The organism is Brevibacterium sp. Z349TD_9, from assembly GCF_056173565.1.
Genome location: NZ_CM149680.1, coordinates 1334515 through 1359177 on the forward strand (window position 1 = coordinate 1334515; position 24663 = coordinate 1359177).

At 68.4% G+C, this 24663-nt stretch carries 21 protein-coding genes; 11 read left to right on the forward strand and 10 right to left on the reverse strand.

Translation table 11 applies throughout. The features are described from left to right. Nucleotides 1–55 precede the first annotated feature (55 nt). The 4 genes from AC0VYB_RS05980 (at nucleotide 56) to AC0VYB_RS05995 (ending at nucleotide 4032) form a co-directional block, all read left to right on the forward strand. Complete coding sequence (locus tag AC0VYB_RS05980; protein WP_475385079.1) at nucleotides 56–682, forward strand: TetR/AcrR family transcriptional regulator; 627 nt, start codon at nucleotides 56–58, stop codon at nucleotides 680–682. A gap of 90 nt (nucleotides 683–772) precedes the next feature. Then, complete coding sequence (locus AC0VYB_RS05985; RefSeq protein WP_119296569.1) at nucleotides 773–1393, forward strand: TetR-like C-terminal domain-containing protein; 621 nt, start codon at nucleotides 773–775, stop codon at nucleotides 1391–1393. A 51-nt stretch (nucleotides 1394–1444) separates the two neighbouring features. Next, nucleotides 1445–2746, forward strand: a complete 1302-nt coding sequence (locus AC0VYB_RS05990; RefSeq protein ID WP_475385080.1) for a metal-dependent hydrolase family protein — start codon at nucleotides 1445–1447, stop codon at nucleotides 2744–2746. 95 nt (nucleotides 2747–2841) lie between these two features. Further along, nucleotides 2842–4032, forward strand: a complete 1191-nt coding sequence (locus AC0VYB_RS05995) for a M20 metallopeptidase family protein (protein WP_082834997.1) — start codon at nucleotides 2842–2844, stop codon at nucleotides 4030–4032. Between the two features lie 24 nt (nucleotides 4033–4056). Here AC0VYB_RS05995 and AC0VYB_RS06000 read toward each other — a convergent pair whose 3' ends face one another. The 4 genes from AC0VYB_RS06000 to AC0VYB_RS06015 form a co-directional block, all read right to left on the reverse strand. Continuing rightward, entirely contained in the window at nucleotides 4057–4794 is a 738-nt protein-coding gene (locus AC0VYB_RS06000; RefSeq protein ID WP_009374787.1) for an MgtC/SapB family protein, read from the reverse strand. 146 nt (nucleotides 4795–4940) lie between these two features. After that, complete coding sequence (locus AC0VYB_RS06005; RefSeq protein WP_475385081.1) at nucleotides 4941–5513, reverse strand: NADPH-dependent FMN reductase; 573 nt, start codon at nucleotides 5511–5513, stop codon at nucleotides 4941–4943. Between the two features lie 72 nt (nucleotides 5514–5585). Beyond that, the gene (locus AC0VYB_RS06010; protein WP_475385082.1) at nucleotides 5586–6323 is read right to left on the reverse strand and encodes a DsbA family oxidoreductase; all 738 of its coding nucleotides are present in this window, start codon (nucleotides 6321–6323) and stop codon (nucleotides 5586–5588) included. Nucleotides 6324–6470: 147 nt separating this feature from the next. Further along, complete coding sequence (locus AC0VYB_RS06015) at nucleotides 6471–7523, reverse strand: Rv2578c family radical SAM protein (protein ID WP_475385083.1); 1053 nt, start codon at nucleotides 7521–7523, stop codon at nucleotides 6471–6473. A gap of 343 nt (nucleotides 7524–7866) precedes the next feature. Between AC0VYB_RS06015 and AC0VYB_RS06020 the strand changes: the two genes are divergently transcribed. Then, nucleotides 7867–9384 carry an NCS1 family nucleobase:cation symporter-1 gene (locus AC0VYB_RS06020; protein ID WP_101624552.1) on the forward strand — a complete coding sequence of 506 codons (1518 nt, stop codon included), beginning with the start codon at nucleotides 7867–7869 and terminating at the stop codon, nucleotides 9382–9384. Between the two features lie 32 nt (nucleotides 9385–9416). Beyond that, a complete protein-coding gene (locus AC0VYB_RS06025) occupies nucleotides 9417–10277 on the forward strand; it encodes an aspartate/glutamate racemase family protein (protein ID WP_475385084.1) in 861 nt (286 codons plus the stop codon). A 28-nt stretch (nucleotides 10278–10305) separates the two neighbouring features. On the opposite strand, the gene AC0VYB_RS06030 is transcribed toward AC0VYB_RS06025, so the two are convergent. Together AC0VYB_RS06030 and AC0VYB_RS06035 are read right to left on the reverse strand one after the other, a co-directional pair. Beyond that, nucleotides 10306–10998 carry a GntR family transcriptional regulator gene (locus AC0VYB_RS06030; protein ID WP_063249452.1) on the reverse strand — a complete coding sequence of 231 codons (693 nt, stop codon included), beginning with the start codon at nucleotides 10996–10998 and terminating at the stop codon, nucleotides 10306–10308. A 99-nt stretch (nucleotides 10999–11097) separates the two neighbouring features. After that, complete coding sequence (locus AC0VYB_RS06035) at nucleotides 11098–12777, reverse strand: DUF885 domain-containing protein (protein WP_475385085.1); 1680 nt, start codon at nucleotides 12775–12777, stop codon at nucleotides 11098–11100. Between the two features lie 175 nt (nucleotides 12778–12952). Here AC0VYB_RS06035 and AC0VYB_RS06040 point away from each other — a divergent pair, with 175 nt between their 5' ends. From AC0VYB_RS06040 to AC0VYB_RS06050, 3 genes are all read left to right on the forward strand, one after another. Beyond that, the gene (locus tag AC0VYB_RS06040; protein ID WP_063249449.1) at nucleotides 12953–14149 is read left to right on the forward strand and encodes an MFS transporter; all 1197 of its coding nucleotides are present in this window, start codon (nucleotides 12953–12955) and stop codon (nucleotides 14147–14149) included. 131 nt (nucleotides 14150–14280) lie between these two features. Further along, nucleotides 14281–15078, forward strand: a complete 798-nt coding sequence (locus AC0VYB_RS06045; protein WP_475385086.1) for a carbon-nitrogen hydrolase family protein — start codon at nucleotides 14281–14283, stop codon at nucleotides 15076–15078. Between the two features lie 64 nt (nucleotides 15079–15142). Continuing rightward, nucleotides 15143–15937 carry a TetR/AcrR family transcriptional regulator gene (locus tag AC0VYB_RS06050; protein ID WP_119296561.1) on the forward strand — a complete coding sequence of 265 codons (795 nt, stop codon included), beginning with the start codon at nucleotides 15143–15145 and terminating at the stop codon, nucleotides 15935–15937. Nucleotides 15938–15954: 17 nt separating this feature from the next. On the opposite strand, the gene AC0VYB_RS06055 is transcribed toward AC0VYB_RS06050, so the two are convergent. Both AC0VYB_RS06055 and AC0VYB_RS06060 read right to left on the reverse strand, forming a co-directional pair. Further along, a complete protein-coding gene (locus tag AC0VYB_RS06055) occupies nucleotides 15955–16290 on the reverse strand; it encodes a hypothetical protein (RefSeq protein ID WP_475385087.1) in 336 nt (111 codons plus the stop codon). After that, nucleotides 16287–17867 carry an acyl-CoA carboxylase subunit beta gene (locus AC0VYB_RS06060; protein WP_193338769.1) on the reverse strand — a complete coding sequence of 527 codons (1581 nt, stop codon included), beginning with the start codon at nucleotides 17865–17867 and terminating at the stop codon, nucleotides 16287–16289. The genes AC0VYB_RS06055 and AC0VYB_RS06060 overlap by 4 nt, the downstream gene beginning before the upstream one ends. Nucleotides 17868–17934: 67 nt before the next feature. Here AC0VYB_RS06060 and AC0VYB_RS06065 point away from each other — a divergent pair, with 67 nt between their 5' ends. Next, the gene (locus AC0VYB_RS06065; protein WP_131248372.1) at nucleotides 17935–18888 is read left to right on the forward strand and encodes a biotin--[acetyl-CoA-carboxylase] ligase; all 954 of its coding nucleotides are present in this window, start codon (nucleotides 17935–17937) and stop codon (nucleotides 18886–18888) included. Nucleotides 18889–19229: 341 nt separating this feature from the next. After that, nucleotides 19230–20681, forward strand: coding sequence for an adenylate/guanylate cyclase domain-containing protein (locus tag AC0VYB_RS06070; RefSeq protein WP_236586888.1), 1452 nt, complete (start codon nucleotides 19230–19232; stop codon nucleotides 20679–20681). 290 nt (nucleotides 20682–20971) lie between these two features. On the opposite strand, the gene AC0VYB_RS06075 is transcribed toward AC0VYB_RS06070, so the two are convergent. Next, nucleotides 20972–23707 carry a DNA gyrase/topoisomerase IV subunit A gene (locus tag AC0VYB_RS06075; RefSeq protein WP_193338768.1) on the reverse strand — a complete coding sequence of 912 codons (2736 nt, stop codon included), beginning with the start codon at nucleotides 23705–23707 and terminating at the stop codon, nucleotides 20972–20974. 155 nt (nucleotides 23708–23862) lie between these two features. After that, complete coding sequence (locus AC0VYB_RS06080; protein WP_009374809.1) at nucleotides 23863–24414, reverse strand: TetR/AcrR family transcriptional regulator; 552 nt, start codon at nucleotides 24412–24414, stop codon at nucleotides 23863–23865. Between the last annotated feature and the right edge of the window lie 249 nt (nucleotides 24415–24663).

A 24663-nucleotide genomic window follows, 5' to 3' on the forward strand; every position in this document is an offset into this window, starting at 1 on the left:
TCATCGAAAACGAATACTCGTTCATTTTTACTCCGTGCGCTAGGATAAATCAAGAATGAATATTCGTTTTGGAGGAGACGTGCCGAAGGTCACCGAAGAGCACAAGGCCGCGATGCGCACGCGCATCCAGGAGGCTGCGCTGGCCTGCTTCGCCCGGAAGGGATTCGCCGCAGCCTCGATGGCTGACATCGTCAAGGAGGCGGATCTCTCCGCGGGAGCCGTCTACCTCTACTACGCCTCGAAGTCCGAACTCATGATCGACGTCGGCAGGCGGATTATGGAGCAGCGGCTCAGCGTCTTCGACGACCTCGACCTCACAGGCGATGTCCCACCCCCGAGCATCGTCTTCCCCCGACTGCTCAACGCGATGCTCGACGACAATCCCTTCGCCACGCTCGTCCTCCAGGTCTGGGGCGAAGCCGCCCACGTCCCCGAGTTCGCCGCCCTGGCCGCGAAGATCTTCGCCGAGGTCACAGGGCGGTTCGAGGGCTACCTCGGGGCGTACTTCCGCAGTGCGCTCAGCCTCGCCGAGGCGGACGCCGCCGACCGCGCCCGCAGTGCGACGCCCGCCGTCATCGCGATGATCCAGGGCGGGATCGTCCAGACTGCCGTCTTCGGCGCCGACGCGCGCACTGCGGTGACCGAGTCGATGGCGACCGTCCTCGCCGGCCTCGAGTGCTGACGAGGGGAACTTCCGTGGCGTCGGCGCCTTGCCGTCTCAAAACGAAACGTTGTGTTGCGTAAAGCGACGTGGACGTGAGAGGCTCCGACCATGACGCAGCCCACAACGAAGGGGCGGCCGCTCGACGCCGAGCTCACCGCCAGAGTGCTCGCCGCCGTGCGCGCGGAAGTCGAGGCGAACGGGCTGACGAACCTGCGCATCGAGCAGCTTGCCTCGACACTCGGGTGCGGCAAGACCGCGATCTACCGGCGTTGGCCGACCAAGCCCGAGCTCGTCGCCGCAGCGATCCTTGAGACGTTCGACCTCGGCGAGCAACCGGATACGGGAGACGTCGTCGAGGACCTCGTCGCCCACGCGTGGCAGAACGTCGAGAACGTCCGCCGCTCACACGATGCCCGCGCCCGCGGCAACGGACTCCTGCTCGCAATGTTCGACATGGACGTCATCCCGCTCATCTCAGAGGGCTTCATGGAGCGACGACACGCGATGGGCACGGCGATCCTCGACCGCGCAGTCGACCGCGGGGAGATCGGCCCCGACCTCGATCACGATCTCATCCTCGACGCTCTCGCCGGTATCACCCTCTTCCGGCTGACGCTCCGACCCGGCAGGCCACAGGGCACCGACGATGAGGTCAAGGACACCTACCGCACGTTGGTGAGATCGCTCGTCGGAGCCACCGGCGCGCGGGCCCGGACCACCGACCCCTGACCATCACGACTCGACCTGCGATCACGACTGCACGACCGACGAAAGGACACCATGGCCGCGGCACTCGTCCCACCCATTGTTCCCGGTGACGACCGACTCCTCCTGCGCGGAGCCACCCTCATCGACGGGACCGGGGGTCCGCCGCTTCCCGACGCCGAGCTCGAGATCGCCGACGGGCGCATCGTCTACGCCGGTCCGCGCCGGGCCGACGACGAGCAGCGGCCTCCAGCCGCACGCACCATCGACCTCACGGGCAGGACGATTCTGCCCGGCTTCATCGACGCCCACGTCCACCTCGGGCTCTCGATCGAGGACCAGGCGGCCGATGCCGCCCGCTTCGATTCCGAACGCACCCTGCGCACCGCGCTCAACGCCCGCCGGACGCTCATGGCGGGAGTGACGACGGCGCGCGACCTCGGCGGCATCGACCGCGGAATCCGCGATGCGATCAGCGCCGGGCTCATCCACGGGCCCCGTCTGCACATCGCCGTCTCAGCGCTCTCACCCACCGGCGGGCACACCGACTTCACCCTGCCCAACGGACGCGAAGTCCCGATGCCGATGCCCGTCCACCCGATCATCGACACCGACGACGACGTCCGCCGCACCGTACGCCTCCTCATCCGCGGGGGAGCCGATGTCATCAAGGTGTGCACGACGGGCGGCGTCTCGAGCCCCTCGGACACCCCCGACGACCTCGGCGTCCCCGAGGAGCACGTCCGCCTCATCGTCGCCGAGACCGCCAAACGCGCCGGTCAGCCGGTGGCCGCTCACGCTCAAGGCCCGGAGGGGATCAAGGCGGCGATCCGCGGGGGAGTGCGTTCGGTCGAACACGGCTACGGCATCGACGACGAGGGCATCGACCTCATGCTCGAACACGGGACCTTCCTCGTCCCGACCCTGAGCAGCGCACTGCGCGTGCCCGACCCCGCCCTGGTGCCCGGCTACCTGTACGAGAAGAAGGTGACCTGGTCGGCGATCGCCCGGGAACGCCTCGCCGCCGCCTTCGCCGCCGGCGTCCGCGTGGCACTCGGCACCGACTCCGGTGTCTGCCCCCACGGTGAGAACCTCCGCGAACCCGTCCACGCCGTCGAACTCGGTCTCACTCCGATGGAGGCGATCGTCGCTGGCACGAAGAACGCGGCCGCGCTGCTCCGCCTCGACGACGACCTCGGCACAGTGGAGTCGGGCAAGCTCGCCGACCTCCTCGTCGTCGACTTCGATCCGGTCACGGACATCACCCCGCTCGCCGACCCTGACAACGTCACCGCCATCGTCCAGGGTGGTGCCGTCGTCAAGGACAGCGCCGGGTGGTTCGGCGACGAACCTTCCCGCCCGCTCCTCGCCGGATGACCGACGCACCCCGCCGACCGGCACCGAACAACCCGATGACCGGCACCGAACAACCCGATGACCACCCACATCACCGCAGAAGGGACCACGAAACCATGACGATCGACTTCACCACCGAAGCCGCCGCCCTGAGCACCGAGCTCATCGAGCTCCGCCGCGACCTCCACCGCAACCCCGAACTCGGACTCGACCTGCCCCGCACCCAGCGCGCCATCCTCGACGCACTCGACGGCCTGCCGCTCGAGATCACGACCGGAAAAGGGCTGAGCTCCGTCATCGCCGTCCTCCGCGGCGGACGGCCGGGCCCGACGATCCTGCTCCGCGGCGACATGGACGCCCTTCCCGTCGTCGAGACGACCGGCCTCGACTACGCCTCGACCAACGGGAACATGCACGCGTGCGGTCATGACCTCCACGTCTCCGGACTCGTCGGAGCCGCGAAGCTCCTGTCCGCCCACCAGGACGAGCTCGCCGGAACCGTCGCATTCATGTTCCAGCCCGGCGAGGAGGGCCTCGGCGGCGCAAAGGACATGATCGACGAGGGCATGTTCGACACCATCGGATCGACCCCCGACGCCGCCTACGCGATCCACGTCGCCCCCGGTGAGCCCGGCACCTTCGTCACCCGACCGGGCACGATCATGGCCGGAGCGAACACCTTCCACCTGACCATGCACGGCAAAGGCGGGCACAGTTCGCGTCCGCAGGACGCCGTCGACCCCATCCGCCCCCTCCTCGAATTCGGGCAGGCCATCTACTCGATGGTCACCGGATCGTTCAGCGTCTTCGACCCCATCGTCGCCGAGGTGACCCAGCTCAACGCCGGATCCGCCGTCAACATCATCCCCGGGACCGCCTCCCTGGCGATGTCCGTGCGCACGCTCTCCGCCGAGACGACGAAGCGTTTTCCGGAGCTCGCCACGCGACTGGCCGAATCGATCGCCGCCGCCCATCGCTGCACCGCCGAGGTGGTGTGGAACGAGCAGTACCCGGTGACCGTCAACGATGCTGCCGAGGCCGCTTTCACCGTTGAGACCCTGCAGAAGGCCTTCGGGCCCGACCGCGTCGTCGAAGCTCCCGATCCGGTCATGGGCTCGGAGGACTTCTCGTATGTCCTCGAGGAGGTGCCGGGTGCCTTCGTCTTCCTCTTCGTCACCCCCGACGGCGTCGACCCCGAGACGGCGGCGGTCAACCACTCGCCCGAGGTCCTCTTCGACGATGCCCACCTTCCCGACCAGGCAGCGGCTCTGGCGACGCTCGCATGGGAGAGGTCGCTGCGCGGCTGAGCAGTCCCTTGAGCCGGAGCCGGCTCAGAACGGGTCGCCGTCGGAATCGACGGAGTGGACACGGTCCTCGCGCATGCTCACCTTGTCCACCCCGTCGAGCTCCATGATCATCGGGATGAGCATGTGCAGGGGGCGCTTGCCGTCGAACCTCACATCGATGCGCACCATCGTCACCCCGTCCTCGTCCTCGAACCGCTGGGAGTCGAGGATCGTGTTCTTGAATCCCATCGAGCTCGCGACGGCGAGGATCTCTCGGAGGATCCCACCGCCGTCACGGTAGACGATGCGAAGGAGCTTCCCGTGATCACTGTCGGGGATCCTGCGGATGAGCGGGGCGACGACGAAGAGCGTGAGGAGGTGGAGTGCCGTGAGCATCGTCGCGAGCCCGAGCATTCCCGCCCCGCACGCCATGCCGACGGCAGCAGCCACCCAGATCGTCGCCGCCGTCGTCAGCCCGCGGACCATGTTCCGGCCTTTGAAGATCACACCTGCGCCGAGGAAGCCGATCCCCGAGACGATCTGCGCGGCGATCCGCGAGGGGTCGAGCTGGACGTCGCTGTCGAGGACACCGGAGAAACCGTAGGCGGAGACGAGCGTGAACGCGCACGTGCCGATGCCGACGAGCACATGCGTCCGGTAGCCCGCGCTCTTCTGCCGGAACTGGCGTTCGAAGCCGATGAGCGAACAGAGCACGAAGCTCGCCAGCAGCAGCACTGCCTCGGTGAGCGCGGTCGGTCCCAGGAAATCGGTGTAGGAGCCCATGATGGAACTCACCTTAGTCCTGCACCGCTCGGTTCGGAACGCCGGACGAGCAGAGACGGCAGCCCGACCCCGCACTGCGCAGGATCGGGCTGCCGTCTCCGTGCCTCAGAGTTCCGGTGGCTCCTGAGCCCCGGCCAGCGCTTGGCTCAGGCCTGTGGGGCCAACGTCCGGTCGAGAGCCTTCGCCGCGGTCTCAAGCTTGTCAGCGTAGCCCTGGACGATCTCCAGGGCATCGACGAGGCGACCGTCCGCGCCGTACGACTCGCGGGGAACGGTGATCTCGACGTTGTCGGCGACGAGGTCGACCCCGATGAATTCGAGAACCGAGCGCAGCTGCGCCCCGGACATCCCGCCCCCGTGCCCGCCATAGCTGACGATGAGTGCGGGCTTGTCCCGCCATTCGGCGAAGAGGTAGTCGATCGCGTTCTTCAGCGACGCCGGATAGCCGCCGTTGTACTGCGGGGTGACGAAGACGATTCCGTCCGCTTCGGAGACAATTTCGGCCCAGGCCTTCGTATGGGCGTTCTGGTAGTTGCCGAGAGCCGGCATCGCCGGCTCATCGAGCATCGGCAGCCTGAGGTCGGCGAGATCGACGATCTCGACGCGGGCGCCGGTCGCGTCGGCGATGACCTCGGACACGGCGGCCGCGATCTGGTCACCGACGCGGACCGGTCGCATGCTGCCGACGACGATGCGGATGAGTGGGGCGGAATCGTTCACTGTGGGGGTGTCCTTTCGGAGGGATGGAAGTGGTGCTCAGGGGGAGGGACGAGGAGTTGGACCGTCGGAACCTCAGTCGCAGCCCTCAGGGCCGCACACAGCACCGCTGGGCGCATCGGCACCGTCGGACGCATCGGCGGCTGTGGAGCCGGCACCGGACAGGACGGTGAGCGTGGAGCTCTCCTCCCATGCGGTGTCGAGGGCGCGGGAGAACGTCTCCGACTGCTGGGCCCCGGAGATCCCGTACTTGCGGTCGATGACGAAGAACGGCACCCCGTTGGCGCCGAGTGAGCGCGCCTCGGCGATGTCGGCTTCGACGGCGCGCGTGTACTCATGGGATTCGAGGACCCTGCGGGTCTCGGCGGGATCGATTCCCAGACTCTCACCCACCTCGGCGAGGTAGTCGATGCTGCCGATGTCACGACCGGTCTCGAAGTGTCCGGACATGAGTGCCTCCTCTGCCTCGGCCATGACGCCGTGGGTCTGCGCGAAGTGGAGGAAGCGGTGTGCCGTGAAGCTGTTGGCGACGACGACGGAGTCGAAGTCGTACGAGAGTCCTTCGCCAGAGGCCTGCTCGCTCACCTGCGCGAACATCTGCTTGACCGCCTCCGGGGGCATGCCCTTCGTCCGGCTGAGGTAGGCGGCCTCTGACTCCTCGACGTGATCGGGGAGCGAGGGGTCGAGCTGGAAGCTGCGCCACCGGACCTCGACCTCGTCCTTGTGGGCGAACCCCTCCAGCGCGGTCTCGAAGCGTCGCTTGCCGATGTAGCACCACGGACACGCGATGTCCGACCAGATCTCAATTTTCATGACACTTTCAACTACCGGTCAGCGCGCGTTATTCCCCGGGCGAACAGGTGTGAGCGCGGTCGCCGCCGATCGGTCGGCGGCGCTCAGATATCGGGTGTGGTCAGCGGCCGGTTGGGGTCAGGGGCCGGTGGGATGGAAATCCGGGGCTCAGAAGAGGGCGGCCTGAAGCTGCGGGAGGCCTTCCGCGCCGATGGCGATCGAGGACGTCCCGGATGCGGACCGGTCACCCCTGGTGCCGAGCGCCCCGCGCTCGCCGTAGTCCTCGTCCCTCGACCCGCGCAGGCCGTAGCGGTCGATGAGCGGATCGATCCGTGCGCGCAGCCACGTCCGGTACTCCTTCGAGGCATACGGCGAGTTCGCATACATCCGTCGGTAGCGGGGGAGGAGCTCGGGATGTTCGCGCCCGAGCCACTCGAAGAACCACTCCCGGGCGCCGGGCCGCATGTGCAGGGCACCGTAGACGACCCGGTGTGCCCCGGCCTCACTGATCGCCCGCAGGGCCGCGTCGAGGTGCTCGCGGGAGTCGGTGAGCTTCGGCAGGACAGGCATGATGAAGACCGTCACCCGGAACCCGAGGTCGGCTGCCGCACGCACGGTCGCCAGCCGCGCGGTGGTCGTCGGCGTACCCGGTTCGATGGCCTGCTGCAGGGTGTCGTCGTGGACGGCGATCGACATGCCGATCTCGACGGGGACATCCTCGGCGGCGCGGGCGAGCAGAGGGAGGTCTCGCCGGAGCAGAGTGCCCTTCGTGAGGATGGAGAGGGGCGTCGCATGGTCGGCCAGGGCCGTGATGATGCCGGGCATGAGACCGTAGCGACCCTCGGCGCGCTGGTAGGGGTCGGTGTTCGTGCCCAGGGCCACGAGCTCGCGCGACCACTTCGGCTTGGCCACCTCGGCGGCGAGGACCTCCGGTGCGTTGACCTTGACGATGACCTCGCGGTCGAAGTCCTCACCCGCGTCGAGGTCGAGGTAGCGGTGGGTGCTCCGCGCGAAGCAGTAGACGCACGCGTGGGAGCACCCGCGGTAGGGGTTGATCGTCCACGAAAAGGGCATCCCGCTCGACTTCGGCACCCGGTTGAGCGCCGACTTCGCGAGGACCTCGTGGAAGGTCATCCCCGCGAACTCCGGAGTGCGCACGCTGCGGACGAGCCCCTTGACTCCGAAGAGCCCGGCCACCTTCTCCTGCTCGTTCCACCGCATGCCAATATTCGAACACGTGTTCGAGTCCGTGTCAAGGGGCTGTCCGCCGGGGTGCTCGCCCGTGGGGGTGCGGGCGCGCCCACCTCGCGCCCTTCGCTCACCATTCGGACAAATGGTATGCCAAAAATACAGATCCGCAGCGTGCGCCGTGGCGGCCATCCGCCCAGGTGCGGACCGTCGGGAGCGACGCTTGCAGTCGGATTGTTCGCAGACGAAAGCCTCTTTCTTCATTGCGGAAGAACTGTGACCCACGTTACGCTGAACCGGTCAGCAATCATCACCATGACCCTGTGGATCCTCGTTTGGTATTCCAGTGTTATGCCGTCTCGGATGCGAGTGCCCCATGGCGACGACAGTGACCTCCGACCAGCCGAATCCCGAGCGCCTCGGGCCGAGCCCCGAGCAACTGGCGGCCCACCGGATCAGCCCGCGGTTCTACAATGCCGACCTCGCTCCCTGTAAGAAGGAGGGCCGCAGCTGGACGGCCTACAGCGTCTTCTCCCTCTGGGCCAACGACGTCCACTCGCTCGGCAACTACGGCTTCGCGCTCGGACTCTTCGCCCTCGGCCTCGGTGCGTGGCAGATCCTCGTCGCCCTTCTCGTCGGCGCCGCCCTCCTCTTCATCCTCCTCACCCTTTCGGGAATCATGGGGCACAAGACCGGGGTGCCCTACCCGGTGATGAGCCGCATCGCCTTCGGCATCCACGGCGCCCAGCTCGCCGCCTCGGTGCGCGGAATCGTCGCGATCGCATGGTTCGGCATCCAGACCTACCTCGCCGCGAACGTCCTCAATGTCCTGCTGCTCACGTTCCTGCCGGGTCTGCAGTCATGGGCCGAGGTCGAATTCCTCGGACTCAGCGGCCTCGGCTGGTTCTCCTTCACCCTGCTCTGGATCGTCCAGGTCATCATCGTCAGCTACGGCATGGAGATGATCCGCAGGTACGAGGCGATCGCGGGACCGATCATCCTCCTCACCTTCGTCTCCCTGGCCGTGTGGATGCTCGTCAGGGTCGACTTCCGGATCTCGTGGTCGATCGACGATCCGCTCACCGGGTGGGAGATGTGGGTGCAGATCCTCGGCGGCGGTGCGCTGTGGGTGGCGATCTACGGCACCTTCGTCCTCAACTTCTCCGACTTCACCCGCTCGGCGAAGACCCGCGGCTCGATCGTCGTCGGCAACTTCTGGGGCATCCCCATCAACATGCTCGTCTTCGGCCTCGTCGTCATCTCGCTCGCCGGCGCGCAGTACACGATCGACGGCACCGTCATCACCTCACCCGCCGACATCGTCCAGGCGATCGGCAGTCCGATCCTCCTCGCGCTGGCCTCGCTGTCCCTGCTCATCCTCACCGTCGCAGTCAACCTCATGGCGAACTTCGTCGCCCCGACCTACGCCCTGACGAACCTCTTCCCGCGTCATCTCAACTTCCGCAGCGCCGCGATCATCTCGGCGATCATCGGCTTCGCCATCCTCCCGTGGAACCTCTACGACTCACCTGTCGTCATCGTCTACTTCCTCGGCGGCCTCGGTGCCCTGCTCGGACCGCTCTTCGGCATCATCATGGTCGACTACTGGCTCGTGCGGAAGACGAAGGTCAACGTCCCCCAGCTCTACACCGAGGCGAACGACGGCGAGTACTTCTACCACCACGGAGTCAACTGGCGGGCGATCGGCGCATTCATCCCCGCGTCCCTCATCGCGCTCATCCTCGCCCTCGTGCCGGCCTTCTCCTCGGTCTCGGAGTTCTCGTGGTTCTTGGGCGCCGGGCTTGCCGCCGTCATCTACTTCGTCATCGCCCGCCGCGACTTCACCTTCCGCGAGGTCGACGGCGAGGAGATCGCCGTCCCGACCGCACACTGACCCGCACACACCCACCTGACCCGGAGAGACCCATGAGAATCCTCGTCGTCAACGTCAACACGACCGCGTCGATGACCGACGGGATCGCCCGAGCGGCACGGGAGGCCGCGTCGGCGGACACGGAGATCATCGGCCTGACCCCGAGCTTCGGTCCCGAATCCTGCGAAGGCAACGTCGAGAGCCACCTCGCGGCACTCGGCGTCATGGACGCCGTGCTCGGATACGACGGTGAGTACGACGCCGTCATCCAGGCCGGCTACGGCGAGCACGGCAGGGAAGCCCTGCAGGAGCTCCTCGACGTCCCCGTCGTCGACATCACCGAGGCGGGTGCGACGCTGGCGATGCTGCTGGGCCGCCGATACTCCGTCGTCACCACCCTCGACCGCACGGTCCCGCTCATCGAGGATCGGCTTCTGCTCGCCGGGCTCGACCGGCACTGCGCCTCCGTGCGCTCCTCGGGGATGGCCGTCCTCGACCTCGAGGCCGATCCCGACCAGGCCGTCGACGCGATCGCGGGTGAGGCCGCCGAGGCGGTCGATCGTGACCGTGCCGAGGTCATCGTCCTCGGGTGCGGGGGTATGGCCGACCTCGCCGAGGTGATCGTCGACCGCTGCTCGGTCCCCGTCGTCGACGGTGTAGCCGCCGCCGTCAGGCTCGCCGAGTCCCTCGTCGGCCTCGGACTCTCGACCTCGAAGGTGCGCACGTTCGCGCCGGCGCGACCGAAGCGGATGACCGGGTGGCCGTTCGCTCGGGGTGCGCAGGAGGCGAGTGCGGCGCAGGAAGCGAGTGCGGCGACAGACGCCGGGCCGCTGTCCGATGACGCAGGTTCAGCGGCGACGAACCGACCCGCGACGGCCGACCCGGCCGTCAGGACGCATCCGGCCGCCGGCTGAGCGCGTCGTCTCCCTCCGCCCGTCGCCCTCAGCCCTCGGCCTTCGCGTCCTCGGTTTCCGCCGTCTTGCCTTCGTGGGCGAGGCGCTCCCGGTGCTTGTCATGCTGCTGGCGGCTCGTGCTCAGATGGTGGGTCGCGAGCTCGCGGACCCGGTCGACGTCGCGGTGGGCGATCGCGTCGAAGAGCTCGGCATGTTCGGTGGCGACGACGTCGAGCTCGTCGTGCTGGCTCAGCTGCCAGCGCATCCGTGAGTCGAGGAGCTGCCCGACCTCGACGAGGAGCCGGTTGCCGGAGAGCTCCGTGACGATCGAGTGGAAGGCCGCGGCGCTGCGGTGCGCACCGACCGCGTCCCCGGCCTCGGCCTGCCGTCGACCCGCCTCCATCGTCGCCTCGAGTGAGGCGAGTCCCTCCCGCGTGTGCCGTTGGGCCGCGAGTTCGAAGGCGAGGAGATCGAAGGCCTGACGCACCTCGGCGAGGTCGGCGACATCGCTGGGAGAGAACTCGCGCACCGTCGCCCACGTGTTCGGACGGTGGGCGACGAGCCCCTCCGAGGCGAGCTGCTTGAGGGCTTCGCGGACCGGGACGCGGCTGACTCCGAGTTCGGAGGCGAGATTGCGCTCGACGAGGCGGCTGCCGGGCGCGCGCACCCCGTCGATGATCTCGTCGCGGAGGATCTCCGTCACCCGCACGGTCTCCGACCGGGGGCTGTCATTGTTCTTCACGTCGTCATTCTCCCACTCCGGGCGCCGAGGCTGCAGGGCGCAGACTCGGCTGGCCGGGCCCGACCTGCGCAGACCCGGCCGGCGCAGGTCTGACCCCGCTCAGCGGCGGATCGCCCGGCCGAGGGTGTCGAGGCCGACCGAGCCGAGGTTGAGTGCCTTCGTGTGGAAGGCCTTGAGGTCGAAGTCGTCGCCGGCCTCGGCCTTCGCCTCGTCGCGGAACTGCTCCCACAGACGCTGGCCGATCTTGTAGCTCGGTGCCTGTCCCGGCCAGCCGAGGTAGCGGTCGAGTTCGAAGGCGAGGAAGCTGCGGTCCATCGCGACGTTGTCGGTGAGGAACTGCCACGCCTTCTCCCGGTCCCACGTGCCCCCGCCGAGGCTCTCGGGCGCCTCGAGACCGAGGTGGAAGCCGATGTCGAGGACGACGCGGGCGGCACGGAGACGCTGTGAGTCGAGCATGCCGAGGTAGTCGGCCGGGTCGTCGAGGTAGCCGAGGTCGGCCATGAGCCGTTCCGCGTAGAGCGCCCAGCCCTCGCCGTGCCCGGACACCCAGCACATGAGCCGGCGCCAGCGGTTGAGGGTATCGGAGACGTAGGTGGCCTGCCCGACCTGGAGGTGATGGCCGGGGACGCCCTCGTGGTAGACGGTCGTCTTCTCCTGCCAGGTCGCGAACTCGGTGACGCCCTCGGGCACCGACCACCACATCCGTCCCGGACGGGAGAAGTCGTCGGTGGGGCCCGTGTAGTAGATGCCGCCGGTCGACGACGGGGCGATCATCGCCTCGATCGTGCGCACGGGTTCGGGGATGTCGAAGTGGGTCTTCCCGAGCTCGGCGATCGCCTCGTCGGCGACCCCCTGCATCCATTCGCGCAGCGCGTCCTTGCCGTGCAGGGTGCGCTCCGGATCGGCGTCGAGCGCCTTCATCACGTCGAAGAGGTCGGTGCCGGGCATGATCTCCTCGGCGATCCGGCGCTGTTCGGCATCGATGCGCTCGAGCTCCGCAAGTCCCCACCGGTAGGTCTCGTCGAAGTCGACCTCGGCGCCGAGGAAGTTCCGCGAGTGCAGGGCGTAGGCCTCCCTGCCGCACGCCTCGTTCTCCGGTGCCGCCGGCAGCAGCTCGGATCCGAGGAAATCGGCGAGGTCGGCGTACGCCTGTCGGACTCCATCGGCATGGGCGGCGAGGTCGTTGCGCAGCTGCGGGGACACCTCGGCGTTGTCATCGGCACCGGCGATGAGGGTGAGGAACGTCGAGTCGTCCCCGGCGAGATCGCGGGCCTGGTCGATGACCTTCTCAATCTGGATCCGGGCCGCCACCTGCCCGCGGCTCTTGGCGAGCGCGAGTGACTCCTGGTATCCGGCCAGCGATGCGGGCACGGCGGCCAGCGTGGTGTCGATCGTCTCCCAGTCGGCCACCGTCGCGGTCGGCAGGAGGTCGAAGGTGTCGCGGACGTGCTGGACGGGGGAGGCGATGACGTTGAGGTCGGCGTGCTGGAAGCCCGCCTCGTAGTAGTCACGGGCGACGCCGAGGCGCTCGCGCATCGCATCGAGGGTGACCCGGTCGACGTCGTCGAGGTCGGCGCTCGCCTCCACCTCGTCGAGGCGGCGCAGAGTCTCGACATTGAGGTCGTTGAGCGCGGCGAGGCCGGCGGGGGAGAGGTCGTCGAAGCCCTTGCCTCCTTCGAGCCCGAGGTAGAGGGCGAGGGAGGGGGAGAGGGCGAGGGAGCGGTCGACGAAGTCCTCAGCGACGGCGTCGACGGCGGAAGGGGTTCTCTTTTCGGTCATGACCTCACCCTATATGAGCTGACGCACACCTCATGGCTCCGGTCACAGGCCATGAGGAGAGGCACATGGGCACAGTGCGGACATCGCATCCTGGGAGTTCGCTGAAGCTATAGCCTTGGATGGTCCCGCCGCCCGGCGGGACGCGGACGGCTGAGGGAAGAGAGACGGATCGGACGTGGCACGAGCACAGCTGTGGACCAAGGACTTCGTCGTCGGCGTCGGCCTCAACCTCGCGATGTCCATGGTCTTCTACCTGCTCATGACGTCGATGGCCGGGTACGCGGTCGCCCGCTTCTCCGCCGGCCAGGCCGCCGCCGGATTCGCCTCGTCCGGTTTCATCGTCGGTGCTGTCATCGCCCGCATCCTCACCGGCAAGTACCTCGACTTCATCGGCCGCCGGACCCTGCTCGTCATCTCCATGGCCGTCTTCGTCCTCGCCTCGCTCGCGTACATCGCCGCCGACAGCCTTGTCCTCCTCATCGTCATCCGCCTCATCCACGGCGTCGCCTTCGGAGCCGGGAACACGGCGATCATGACGGCCATCCAGTCGATCATCCCCGCCTCCCGCCGAGGTGAGGGCACCGGCTACTTCGGCACGGCGACGACGGTGTCGACGGCCCTCGGGCCCTACCTCGGCGTCGTCCTGCCCCAGCGCTGGGACTTCGGGGTGCTCTTCCTCGCCTCGGCGCTCATGTCGCTCATCGCCCTCATCCTCTGCTTCCTCCTGCGGCTGCCGAAGCAGGAGCTCACGCCCGAGCAGCGGGCCGCCAAATGGCACCTCCACCCTCGGACCCTCGTCGACCGCGACGGTCTGCGCATCGGGCTGATCATGCTCATCGCCGGCACCGCCTACGCCGCCGCCCTCGTCTTCCTCGCCGGGTACGCGGCCGAGAACGGAGTGCCCGCCGCCGCCTCGATGTTCTTCGTCGCCTTCGCCGCAGCCTCCCTCGTCGCACGCCTCTTCGTCGGCCGGATCCAGGACGTCTACGGCGACAACGTCGTCATCTATCCGGTCCTCGCCCTCAACGCCGCCGGCAACCTCTTCATCGCCCTGTGGCCGACGATGACCGGCATCGTCATCGCCGGCGTCCTCGTCGGACTCGGCTTCGGCTCGCTCATGCCCAGCGCCCAGACGATCACGGTCAAGTCCGTCGAGATGGCCCGGGTGCCGGTGGCGACCTCGTCGTTCTTCCTCCTCCTCGACGTCGGATCCGGCATCGGGCCGATCATCCTCGGCGCCCTCATGCCGCTCACCGGCGGTCGGGGGATGTTCCTCCTCTGCGCCGGACTCGTCGTCGTCGCGATGGGCGTCTACTCCATCGTCCACGGCCGCGGCCGGGGCGGACGCCCGGGACGAGAATTCATCGGCTGACGGGCGCGCCTGCGCCCGCGTGGGCGGCGGACCTCGGCCGCCAGACCGTGGTGCGGACGGCGGGTGACCCGAGGTCGGGACACGAGTAGCCTGAGAGGAGCCCACCGACCGTCCGCCGCAGGAGGATCGCGATGAGACTCGCACTCGCCCAGATCAACACGACGACCGACGTCGCGGCCAACCTCGAGAAGGTCCGCGACTACACCCGCCGGGCCGCCGAGGCCGACGCCGACGTCGTCGTCTTCCCCGAGGCGACGATGTCCGCGTTCGGGCGTGGCCTGCGCGAGAGCGCCGAGACCGAGGCGCAGGGCTGGCGCGAGGCGCTCACCGTGCTGGCCGCCGATGCCGATACCACCGTCATCGCCGGGGAGTTCGCCGTCTCCGGCGGCAAGGTCGTCAACCTGCTCGCCGTCTACGCGCCCGACGGCACCCGCACCGAGTATGCGAAGATCCACCTCTACGATGCCTTCGGGTTCAAGGAGTCCGACACCGTCGCAGCCGGTGAGGAACCGGCCGTCGTCGACCTGGGCGGAGAGGCCGTGGGGATCGCGATCTGCTACGACATCCGCTTCCCCAAGCTCTTCGCCGAACTCAGCCGCCGAGGCGCTCGCCTCGCCATCGTCTCCGCATCGTGGGGTTCGGGGCCGGGGAAGGTCGAGCAGTGGGAGCTGCTCGCTCGAGCCCGGGCGATCGACTCGAACATGTTCGTCGTCGCTCTCGGCCAGGCCGATCCCGAGGTCAGCGGGGTCGACGTGCCCCCGAAGGGCCCCACGGGAGTCGGCCACAGCCTCGTCGCCGACCCGTACGGGCACGTCGTCGTCTCCCTCGGCGGGGAGGAGACGCTCGAGATCGTCGAGATCGACCTCGGTCTCGCCGATGAGGCCGCCGAGGCGGTTCCCGTCCTCGCGAACGCGAAGCTCGGCTACTGACGTCAGTTGCCGCGGGGCCGAGACGGGATTGAGATGAAAATGCACGGAGTGCAATAATGTCGGCATGTCTTCAGCAGCCGACGTGACCGCAGCCGACCGGCCGGAGGGCCTGCGCGAGCGGAAGAAGCGCGAACGCGGGCGGGCGCTGCGCCGAGCCACGCTCGAGCTCACCCTCGAGAGCGGTTACGCCGATGTGACGATCGAGGCGATCTGCGAACGCGCAGGAGTCTCCCGGCGGACGTTCTTCAACTACTTCGCGAACAAAGAGGAGGCGCTGCTCGGGCGCTCCGACACCGTCTTCGACGACGAGGACCAGCCGGTCATCGCCGAGTTCGAGGCGGGCGGACCGACGGGAGACATGCTCAGCGACCTCGAGGGACTCCTCGCCGCAGTCGTCCGCAGCCGGCTGCGCCGCCGCGAGGAGATGCACCAGTACCACCGGGTCCTCCAGCAGGAGCCTCAGCTCATGCAGCTGCAGATGTCGCGGATGGGCAACAACGAGCGCCTGTTCCGCGAGATGATCCAGCGCCGCCTCGACGCGACGGCAGCCGACGGGTCGGCAGAGTCTGACGTCACGGGCACGCGCGACTCAGCGACCGCCTCGGCGACGGAAGGGGCGAGTGCCGCGGTCGACTCAGCCGGGGACCCAACGACCGCCTCGGCGGGGGAGGGGACCCCGAACGGCTGCCCCGAGGACTGGCCCGCGGTCTCCTACCGGGCCGAGGTGCTCGCGGCGGTGGCGATGATGGCAATCAAGGCGACGTTCATGCGGCTGCGCCGCGACGAGGGCGAACCGGACCCCATCATTGACGAGCTCTTCGCGGAATTGCGGGCGATCTTCACCGCCGGTACCGACTGAGCGCCCGCCGACCGGCCTCAGCGACCGAGCGGCTGCGTCCAGGTCTGGGGCAGACGACGGCGGACGTTGCGCCGGGGCGCATTGAACCCGGCGCGGTCGTGCTTCGTCGTCTCGACCTGGGCGAGCGCCTCGGCCTGGTGGGCGGCGTAGGCGAGAGCGACCTGGCGGATCGCGACGACCGCGGCGACCGCGGCCGCACTGGCCATCTCGTCGCTGACCGGCTGACCGTCGTCAGCGTGGACCACGGCGCGGTCCTCGACTGAGGTCACTGGCGTCCCAGTGCTCGCCTCGGACACGGCACCGTCGCTCGGTGCCGTGCTCTGCTCGGCGGTCTGCGTCGAATCCTCGCTCATAGGGGGATGTTACCGTGCTTGCGCGCGGGAGCGTCGACGTGCTTGTTCTTCAGCGCCCGCAGCGAGCGGACGATGCGGGCCCGCGTCTCGCTCGGCTTGATGACCGCGTCGATGTAGCCCTCCTCGGCGGCGAGGTACGGGTTGAGCAGAGCGTCCTCGTAGTCCTGGATGAGCTCGTCGCGCAGCGCATCGACGTCCTCACCGGCCTCCTCGGCGGCCTTGAGCTTGCGCCGGTAGACGATGTTCGCCGCCCCCTGGGCACCCATGACGGCGATCTGCGCCGAAGGCCATGCGAGGTTGATGTCCGCGCCGAGCTGCTTCGACCCCATGACGCAGTACGCTCCGCCGTAGGCCTTGCGGGTGATGAGCGTGATGAGGGGGACGGTCGCCTCGCCGTAGGCGTAGATGAGCTTCGCGCCGCGGCGGATGATGCCGCCGAGCTCCTGGTCGGTGCCCGGCAGGAAGCCGGGGACGTCGACGAAGGTGAGGATCGGGATGTTGAAGGCGTCGCAGAGGCGGACGAAGCGGGCGGCCTTCTCGGACGCGTCGATGTCGAGGGTGCCGGCGAGCTGCATCGGCTGGTTGGCGATGACGCCGACGCTCACGCCCTCGACACGACCGAATCCGGTGACGACGTTGGGGGCGAAGAGCTCGGAGACCTGGAGGAACTCGCCGTCGTCGAGGACCGTGGTGACGACGTCGAGGATGTCGTAGGGCTGGGAAGGCGAATCCGGCATGAGCGCATCGAGAGCTTCGTCCTCGGGGGTGAGCTCGAGGTCGGATTCGAAGACGTCGGCGTCGGCCGGGTCGAGGTTGTTCTGCGGGAGGAACGACAGCAGGTCGTGGACGTAGTTGAGGGCGTCCTCCTCGTCGCTGGCGAGGTAGTGGGCGTTGCCCGAGACCGTGTTGTTCGTCCGGCCGCCGCCGAGCTCTTCGTGGCCGACCTCCTCACCGGTGACGGTCCTGATGACGTCCGGGCCGGTGATGTACATGTGGCTGATCTTGTCGACCATGATCGTCACGTCGGTGAGCGCCGGGGAGTAGACGGCACCGCCGGCCGAAGGACCCATGATGAGCGAGATCTGCGGGATGACTCCCGACGAGGCGACGTTGAGGCGGAAGATCTCTGCGAAGAGCGCGATCGAACCGACGCCCTCCTGGATGCGGGCGCCGCCGGAGTCGTTGATGCCGATGATCGGGCAGCCGAGCTTGAGCGCGAGCTTCTGGACCTTGACGATCTTGCGGCCGTTCGCCTCGGCCAGCGACCCGCCGAGCACCGTGAAGTCGTGGGCGAAGACGGCGACGGTCTTCCCGTCGATCGTGCCCAGACCGCAGACCACGCCGTCACCGTCGGGGCGGTTCGCACTCATCCCGAACTGGGTGTTGTGGTGGCGGGCGAACTCGTCGACCTCCTGGAACGATCCCTCGTCGAGGAGCTGGTCGATGCGCTCCCGGGCGGTCTGCTTGCCGCGCTTGTGCTGGTTCTCCACCGACTTCTCGTTGCCGGTGTGGGCGGCGTCGCGACGCTCGAGGAAGGCGTCGATGCGCTCGGCGGTGGTGCGTGGGGTTTCCGTCATGCCCCCACCTTATCGAGGGCGCACGAGTTCATTGTGCACTCCCACCAAAAGAATCTAGAGTGGACTGGTGACCAGCCAACACGCGCCTTTCCTCGTCGACGTCCGCTCGTTGCGCGCCCGCGCCGAGGCCGTCGGGCTCGACCTTCCCCTCGTCGTCTGGGACGAGTCCTGTTCGTCGACGAACGACGAGCTCGCCGCCCTGGTCCGCAAGCCCGAGCACCTCGATCCCCACCCCGCCGAGGCGGTCGGCCATCCCGTCCGCGACGTCGCCGGCGCTGTCGTCGGCAGCGGCGCGGACCGGGCCGAGCTGCCGGCGTTCACCGTCCTCGGCACCGACTTTCAGAGCGCCGGCCATGGTCGGCTCGGGCGGACGTGGACGGTGCCGCCGCGGAAGTCACTGACGTTCTCGATCCTCCTCGCGCCCCGCACCGGGGTTGAGTCCTGGGGCTGGATTCCGCTGCTCACCGGCGAAGCCGTCCGGAAGGCCGTCGCCGAGGCGGGGGTTCCCGCGGTCCTCAAGTGGCCCAACGACGTCCTCACGGCGGAGGGGAAGAAGCTGTGCGGGATCCTCGCGCGCATCGAGATGATCGACTCGGGTCCGCGCATCGTCCTGGGAATGGGGATCAACACCCGGCTCGCGGCTGAAGACCTCGTGCGGGAAGACGCGAGTTCGCTGGCGATCGAGCTCGGTCAGCCGGATTCAGAGATCGATCATGAAGCGTTGCTAGTGTCGATACTCAGCACGCTCATTCCTGCCCTGAGGGAGATCGACGAGTATGGTGACGAGGACTTCAGCCGGAGCCGGATCGCGGAGAAGGTGCGCGAGGGAATGGTGACGCTGGGGACACGGGTCAAGGTCGAACGGCCCGACGGCAGCCACCTCATCGGGACGGCCACCGGGCTCGACCCGTCCGGGGACCTCATCATCGACGACCGGACCACTGTGAGCGCCGGCGACGTCCACCATCTGCGACCGGCCCTTGGGACCGACACCTCTGCTGCCGGGACGACCGCGAGATGATGAGTGAGGACACCCGGCAGGCCGCCGTGCCCGCGGACGATGTCGAGCACCGTCGGAACGACGAGAGTGCGCGGGAGCACGCCTCGCGAGACGCTGCGGGACAGGACGCGCCGGTCAACCGTGGTCCGGCGGACAGCGCTGCCGGGGGCAGTGCCACGGCGGGCAACGACGCGGAGGGCGCGCCGACACAGGACACGTCGACGGGTGCTCCTGCGCAGGATGCGGTTGCACAGGCCGGTTCGGCAGACAGTGCCTCTGCGGGCACGAGTGAACAGGACGCCTCGGGGCATCCCGGTCCAGTGCTCTCAACCCCAGGACACGGCGCGTCGAGGGTTGAGGGCGTGACCCACGGCGGACCGCAGGACGTCGACTCTGCACACAGCGGATCGGCGCACGGGGGCCCGGGTGACGCCAGCGCAGACGACGCCACCGGCGCCGATATCGCCGACGCCGGTTCCGGCGACGGTGCCGCTTCCCGATCTGATGACACCGCCTCCCGTTCTGATGACACCGTCTCACGCGGCACTGACACGACCCGCCGGCGAGCGAAGATCGATGACAGCGAACTGACGGCCACCTCGGCGATGCCGGTCATCACCGCGAACATGCTCAACGGACACCCGGCATCCGTCGACGACGGTGCCTCAGGCAGGCCCGACCGGGCCGACGACTTCTCCGAGGGACTGCACGAGGACCCGCGCACCTCGGCGATCGACATCGTCGACGATGACGACGACGATCCGGTCTACGAGACGCGGACGGCGGCCGAGCGGCTCGAGGAGATCCTCCTCGACGGTAAGCGCGTGCTCGATCGCCGGGAGGCGGCGAAGCTCGGCGGGATCTCGACGGTGTCGGCGCGGAAGATGTGGCGGGCGCTGGGGATGGCGCAGACGGATGCGCACGACAAGGCGTACACGGTCAGCGATGCGCACGCGCTGCGGATGTGGGCGAAGCCCGTCGCGGACGGACTCATCGACCAGGAGACCGCGCTGTCGCTGGCGCGTGCGATCGGGCAGACGACGGACCGCCTCGTCGTGTGGCAGATGGAGACGATCGTCGAATACCTCACCGAGGAGAAGGGCCTGAGCGAACCCGAGGCCCGTCGGGAGGCACTCGAGGTCATCGAGGACCTCATCGACCCGTTGCAGAAGATGCTCACGTACTCGTGGCGGCGCAACCTCGCCGAGGTGATGGGGCGGCTCAACGTCAACGTCTCCGACGGGTTGGCGATGGACAACCGGCAGGGCTGGTACGACTCGTCGATGCCGCTGGCCCGGGCCGTCGGCTTCATCGACCTCGTCTCGTACACGCGGCTGTCGCAGAAGATGGAGCCGAGGCAGCTGGCGAACATGGTCCAGGAGTTCCAGGGCATCTGCTACAACATCGTCGCCACCGGCGGCGGGCGCATCATCAAGACCGTCGGCGACGAGGTGTTCTTCGCGGCCGAGACCCCGCTGGCCGGCGCGGAGATCGCGATGTCGCTCATGGAGCGCGTCACCGCGGCCGCCGATCTGCCGCAGGCACGGGTCGGGTTCGTGTGGGGGCGGGTGCTCTCGCGCCTCGGCGACATCTTCGGCTCGAGCGTCAACCTGGCAGCGCGGCTGACCGCCGTCGCCGAGCCGGGAACGATCTTCACCGACGAGGAGACCGCGCGGGTGCTCTCGACCTCCGACGCCTACGTCTTCGAACCGCGCGGCTCGCTCACTCTCCAGGGACTCGGCGAGACCGGGATCTGCCGGATGGAGCGCGGCACCGCGGCACGGATGAAGCTCGACCTCGACGACGAGTCGTAGGCGCGGCGGCGCGGCGAGGGGCGGACGCTGCGGCGGGGCGATGCTGCGGCTTTCTTACCCCGCACCCTTGGCGCCGGAGCCTCCCCTTGGCGGAGAGCAATTCGCATCCCGCCCACTCAGCGCATCCCGCCCTCTTAGCCCCAAAACCTCCCGTTGCACGGGGTGGATTAGGCGCCGCGGGTGCGGGTTGCGGAGCGATCGGGATGACGTGGCGTCCGGGGTGCGACACGACGCTACGGGTAGGACGTGCTGCTGCGGGAACGTACGCGCGTTCCCGCACGTGTCCGCCGTCAGAACAGCGCTGAGTCGTCGCCGTCGTCCGCATCGTCTTCGTCGTGGGAGACGATGACGCCGTTGTCCGTGTCGATGCGGGCGCGCGAGATCGCCTCGCGGGCGTCGTCGGCATCGAGGTCGAGACCGTCGAGGCTCGTGGCGAGCCCGCCGGAACGGGCCGCCTGAGGCGAACCGCTGCCCGAAGCACCGCTGTCGCCCTGAGAGCTTTCGCCGGAGCGTCCGCTGCCCGCCGACGCGCCCCCGGAGCCATCGGCCTCCGCACCGTCGGCGCCTCCGCCGCCGGTGACGTCCTCGCCCGGTTCGCCGAGGCGGGGGAGCGTGCCGATGACGTCGATCTTGGACTCGAGCGGGGACCCCGTCCCGTCACGGCGCGACATCTCACCGGGCAGCGTGCGTGCACCTCCGGCCTGCGCGGCCGCCTGCGGGGAGTCGCCGACCCAGGCGAGCGAGAGCTCGGTCTCGCCCTTGAGGAACTTGTGGGCGCGCACACCCGAGGTGGCCCGTCCCTTCGTGGGGAACTCGACGAACTCGCTCACCTTGATCGACGAGGACGGCGCACCGTAGAAGTTCTCGCCGCTGGCGATCGTCACGACCGACAGCGACATCTCCTCATCGGGTTCGCGGGGGACGGCCCCGAAGAAGATCGCCTTCGCCTCGGCGCCGAGCTTGATGCCGGCAACTCCCGAGGCGTTCCATCCCTGGGCCCGCAGGCCTGCGGCGTCGAAGGCGAGCAGCTGCGCGGCCGAGGTGACGAAGACGGCGAGCGAGGCGTCGATGTCGCGGGGCTGAGCGATGCCGATGACGGTGTCCTTGCCCTTGAGGGCGATCGCGTCCCACTCCGACTTGTTCGGACGGCCCGCCACGGACACGCGCTTGACGACGCCCTCGGCTGTGCCGAGGAGGAACTCGCGCTCGAGGTCGATGAGCCCGATGACCTTCTCGTTCTTCTCGAGCGCCGCGTACTCGGCGACCTTCACCCCGCCGGCGACGTTTGGCCGCGAGGCACCGGGCGGCAGCGCGGGAAGGTCGACGACGTCGACGAGGTGGAGGGTGCCGGTCGAGGTCAGCGCCCCGACCTTGCCCTGAGTCGTCGCGACCACCTCGGAGACGAGGGCGTCGTGGCTCGCGCGTTTGCCCGAGCGGGCGAGCACCGCGGCATCCGAGGTGCGGGCGATCCGACCGGAGGTCGAGAGGAGCACGCGGGTCGGTGCATCGGCGATCCGCAGGTTCTCCGGGGCCTTCTTCCCCTTCGCCGTGAGCTCCTTCATCGCCCCTTCGATGAGGACGGTCCGGCGGGGCGTGCCGATGATCTCCGCGGTCGCCTCGAGTTCGGAGGCGACGAGCTCGCGCAGCTTCGCCTCGTCGGCGAGGAGGCTCTCGAGGTAGTCGATGCGCTCCTTGAGCTCGTCGCGCTCGGCCTCGAGTTCGAGACGCGAGAACTTCGTCAGCCGCCGCAGCTGCAGGTCGAGGATGTAGGTGGCCTGGAGCTCCGAGAGGTCGAAGACGTCCATGAGCCTCGTCCGCGCGGTCGCGGCGTCATCGGAGGAGCGGATGAGCTGGATGACCTCATCGATGTCGAGGATCGCGATGAGCAGACCCTCGACGAGGTGGAGGCGGTCCTTGGCCTTGCGCAGCTGGAAGACCGTGCGCCGGCGCACGACGTCGATGCGGTGGGTGAGGTAGACGGTGAGGAGCTCGCGCAGCCCGAGGGTGCGCGGCTGGCCCTCGACGAGGCAGACGTTGTTGATCCCGAAGGACTCCTCGAGCGGGGTCTGCCGGTAGAGCTCGGCGAGGACCGCCTCCGGGTTGAAGCCGTTCTTGATCCCGATGACGAGCCGCAGGCCGTTCTTCCGGTCCGAGTAGTCGTCGATCGAGGCGATGCCGGTGAGCTTCTTCGCCCCGACGGCGTCCTTGACCTTCGCGACGACCTTCTCCGGTCCCACGAGGTAGGGCAGCTCGGTGACGACGATGCCCTTGCGCCTGGCGTTGATGTTCTCGATCGAGACCGTCGCCCGGGTCCGGAAGGTTCCGCGGCCGGTCTCGTAGGCCTCCCGGACGCCGTCGAGGCCGATGATCCGCCCGCCTGTGGGCAGGTCGGGTCCCGGGATGAAGCGCATGAGCTCGGCGAGGTCGGCGTCGGGATTGCGGATGAGGTGGCTGCACGCGGCGATGACCTCACCCGGGTTGTGCGGGGCCATGTTCGTCGCCATGCCCACGGCGATGCCCGAGGCCCCGTTGATGAGGAGGTTGGGGAACGCGGCGGGCAGGACGTCGGGCTGGGTGAGCGTGTTGTCGTAGTTGGGGACGAAGTCGACGACCTCTTCGTCGAGGCCGGCGATCATCTGCATCGACGCCGTCGTCAGCCTCGCCTCGGTGTAGCGGGGGGCGGCGGGTCCGTCGTCGAGGGAACCGAAGTTGCCGTGGCCGTCGACGAGCGGGACCCGCATGATGAAGTCCTGGCTGAGCCGCACGAGCGCGTCATAGATCGCGGAGTCGCCGTGCGGGTGGAGCTTGCCCATGACGTCACCGACGATGCGCGAGGACTTGACGTGGCCGCGGTCGGGTCGCAGTCCCATGTCGCCCATCTGGTAGACGATGCGCCTCTGCACCGGCTTGAGGCCGTCACGGGCGTCGGGCAGAGCTCTCGAATAGATGACCGAGTAGGCGTACTCGAGGTAGGAACTCTCCATCTCCGCCGAGACGTCGACATCGATGACTCTGCCTTCGGTCATGGAACTCCTGTCACACACTCGCGTCCGCTGTCCCTCAGCGGCGGCACCCGTCGATTCTAGCGTTCGAATCGTGTTCCCAGGCCCACCTCGGGGTCTCGTGTCGCTTCCGCCCCGCCGAGGCGGTGGTCAGGGGCACCGTGGACGGGAGAGTCCTGCTACGAGCGCGGGAGGTCGTTCATCCACTTCGAGAGTTCGCCGATGTAGGCCTCGACGTGCTCACGGGAGGGCGAACCGGACATGAGCTCGGCGATCATCATGCCGAGCACCGAGCTGGTGATGCGGCGGGCGAGGTCGGCGTCGATGCCGCAGAGGTTCATGACGAACGAGTCGACGGTCGCCATGTTCGACCGCTTCGCCGCGAGCGCCTCCGCCGGCAGCGCGGGGTCGAGGCTGAGCATGACGGAGGTGTAGAAGCGGTCGCGGTCGGTGGTGAGCAGATCGAAGCACAGTCCGACGGCGGCATCGGCGAGCGGGGTGCCGCCGGCCGCCGTGTTCTCGACGAGCCGGTCGAACTGACGGGCGTTGAGTTCGCCGATCCGTTCGAGGATCCCGGTGACGAGGGCGTCGCGGGTGCGGTAGACGTTGGATGTCGAGCCCACCGGCAGCTCTGCCATGGCGTCGACGGCGCGGTGTGTGAGCCCGCGGACTCCCTGCTCGGCGACGACGGCGATCGCGGAATCCGTGACGACATCTTTGCGTGAGATCAATGCTCTCTGCCTCGCTCTCGTGGGCGCTCCTGCAGCGCAGGAGTGCCTGCTGACGGTGAATGACCACTGGGGGTCACGGACAGCGGCCGGGTCCGGCCGCGGGGTTTTGGGCACAAATGCATAACTATTCATGCTCGAACGGATACAGACACTACATGTTCGCTCGGGGGATTGGTATATGACTCGCCAAACTGCCAGTCGGTTCCCACCAATCGGGTCGCCCGCGCCCATGGGCAGGCGTTTCGACCC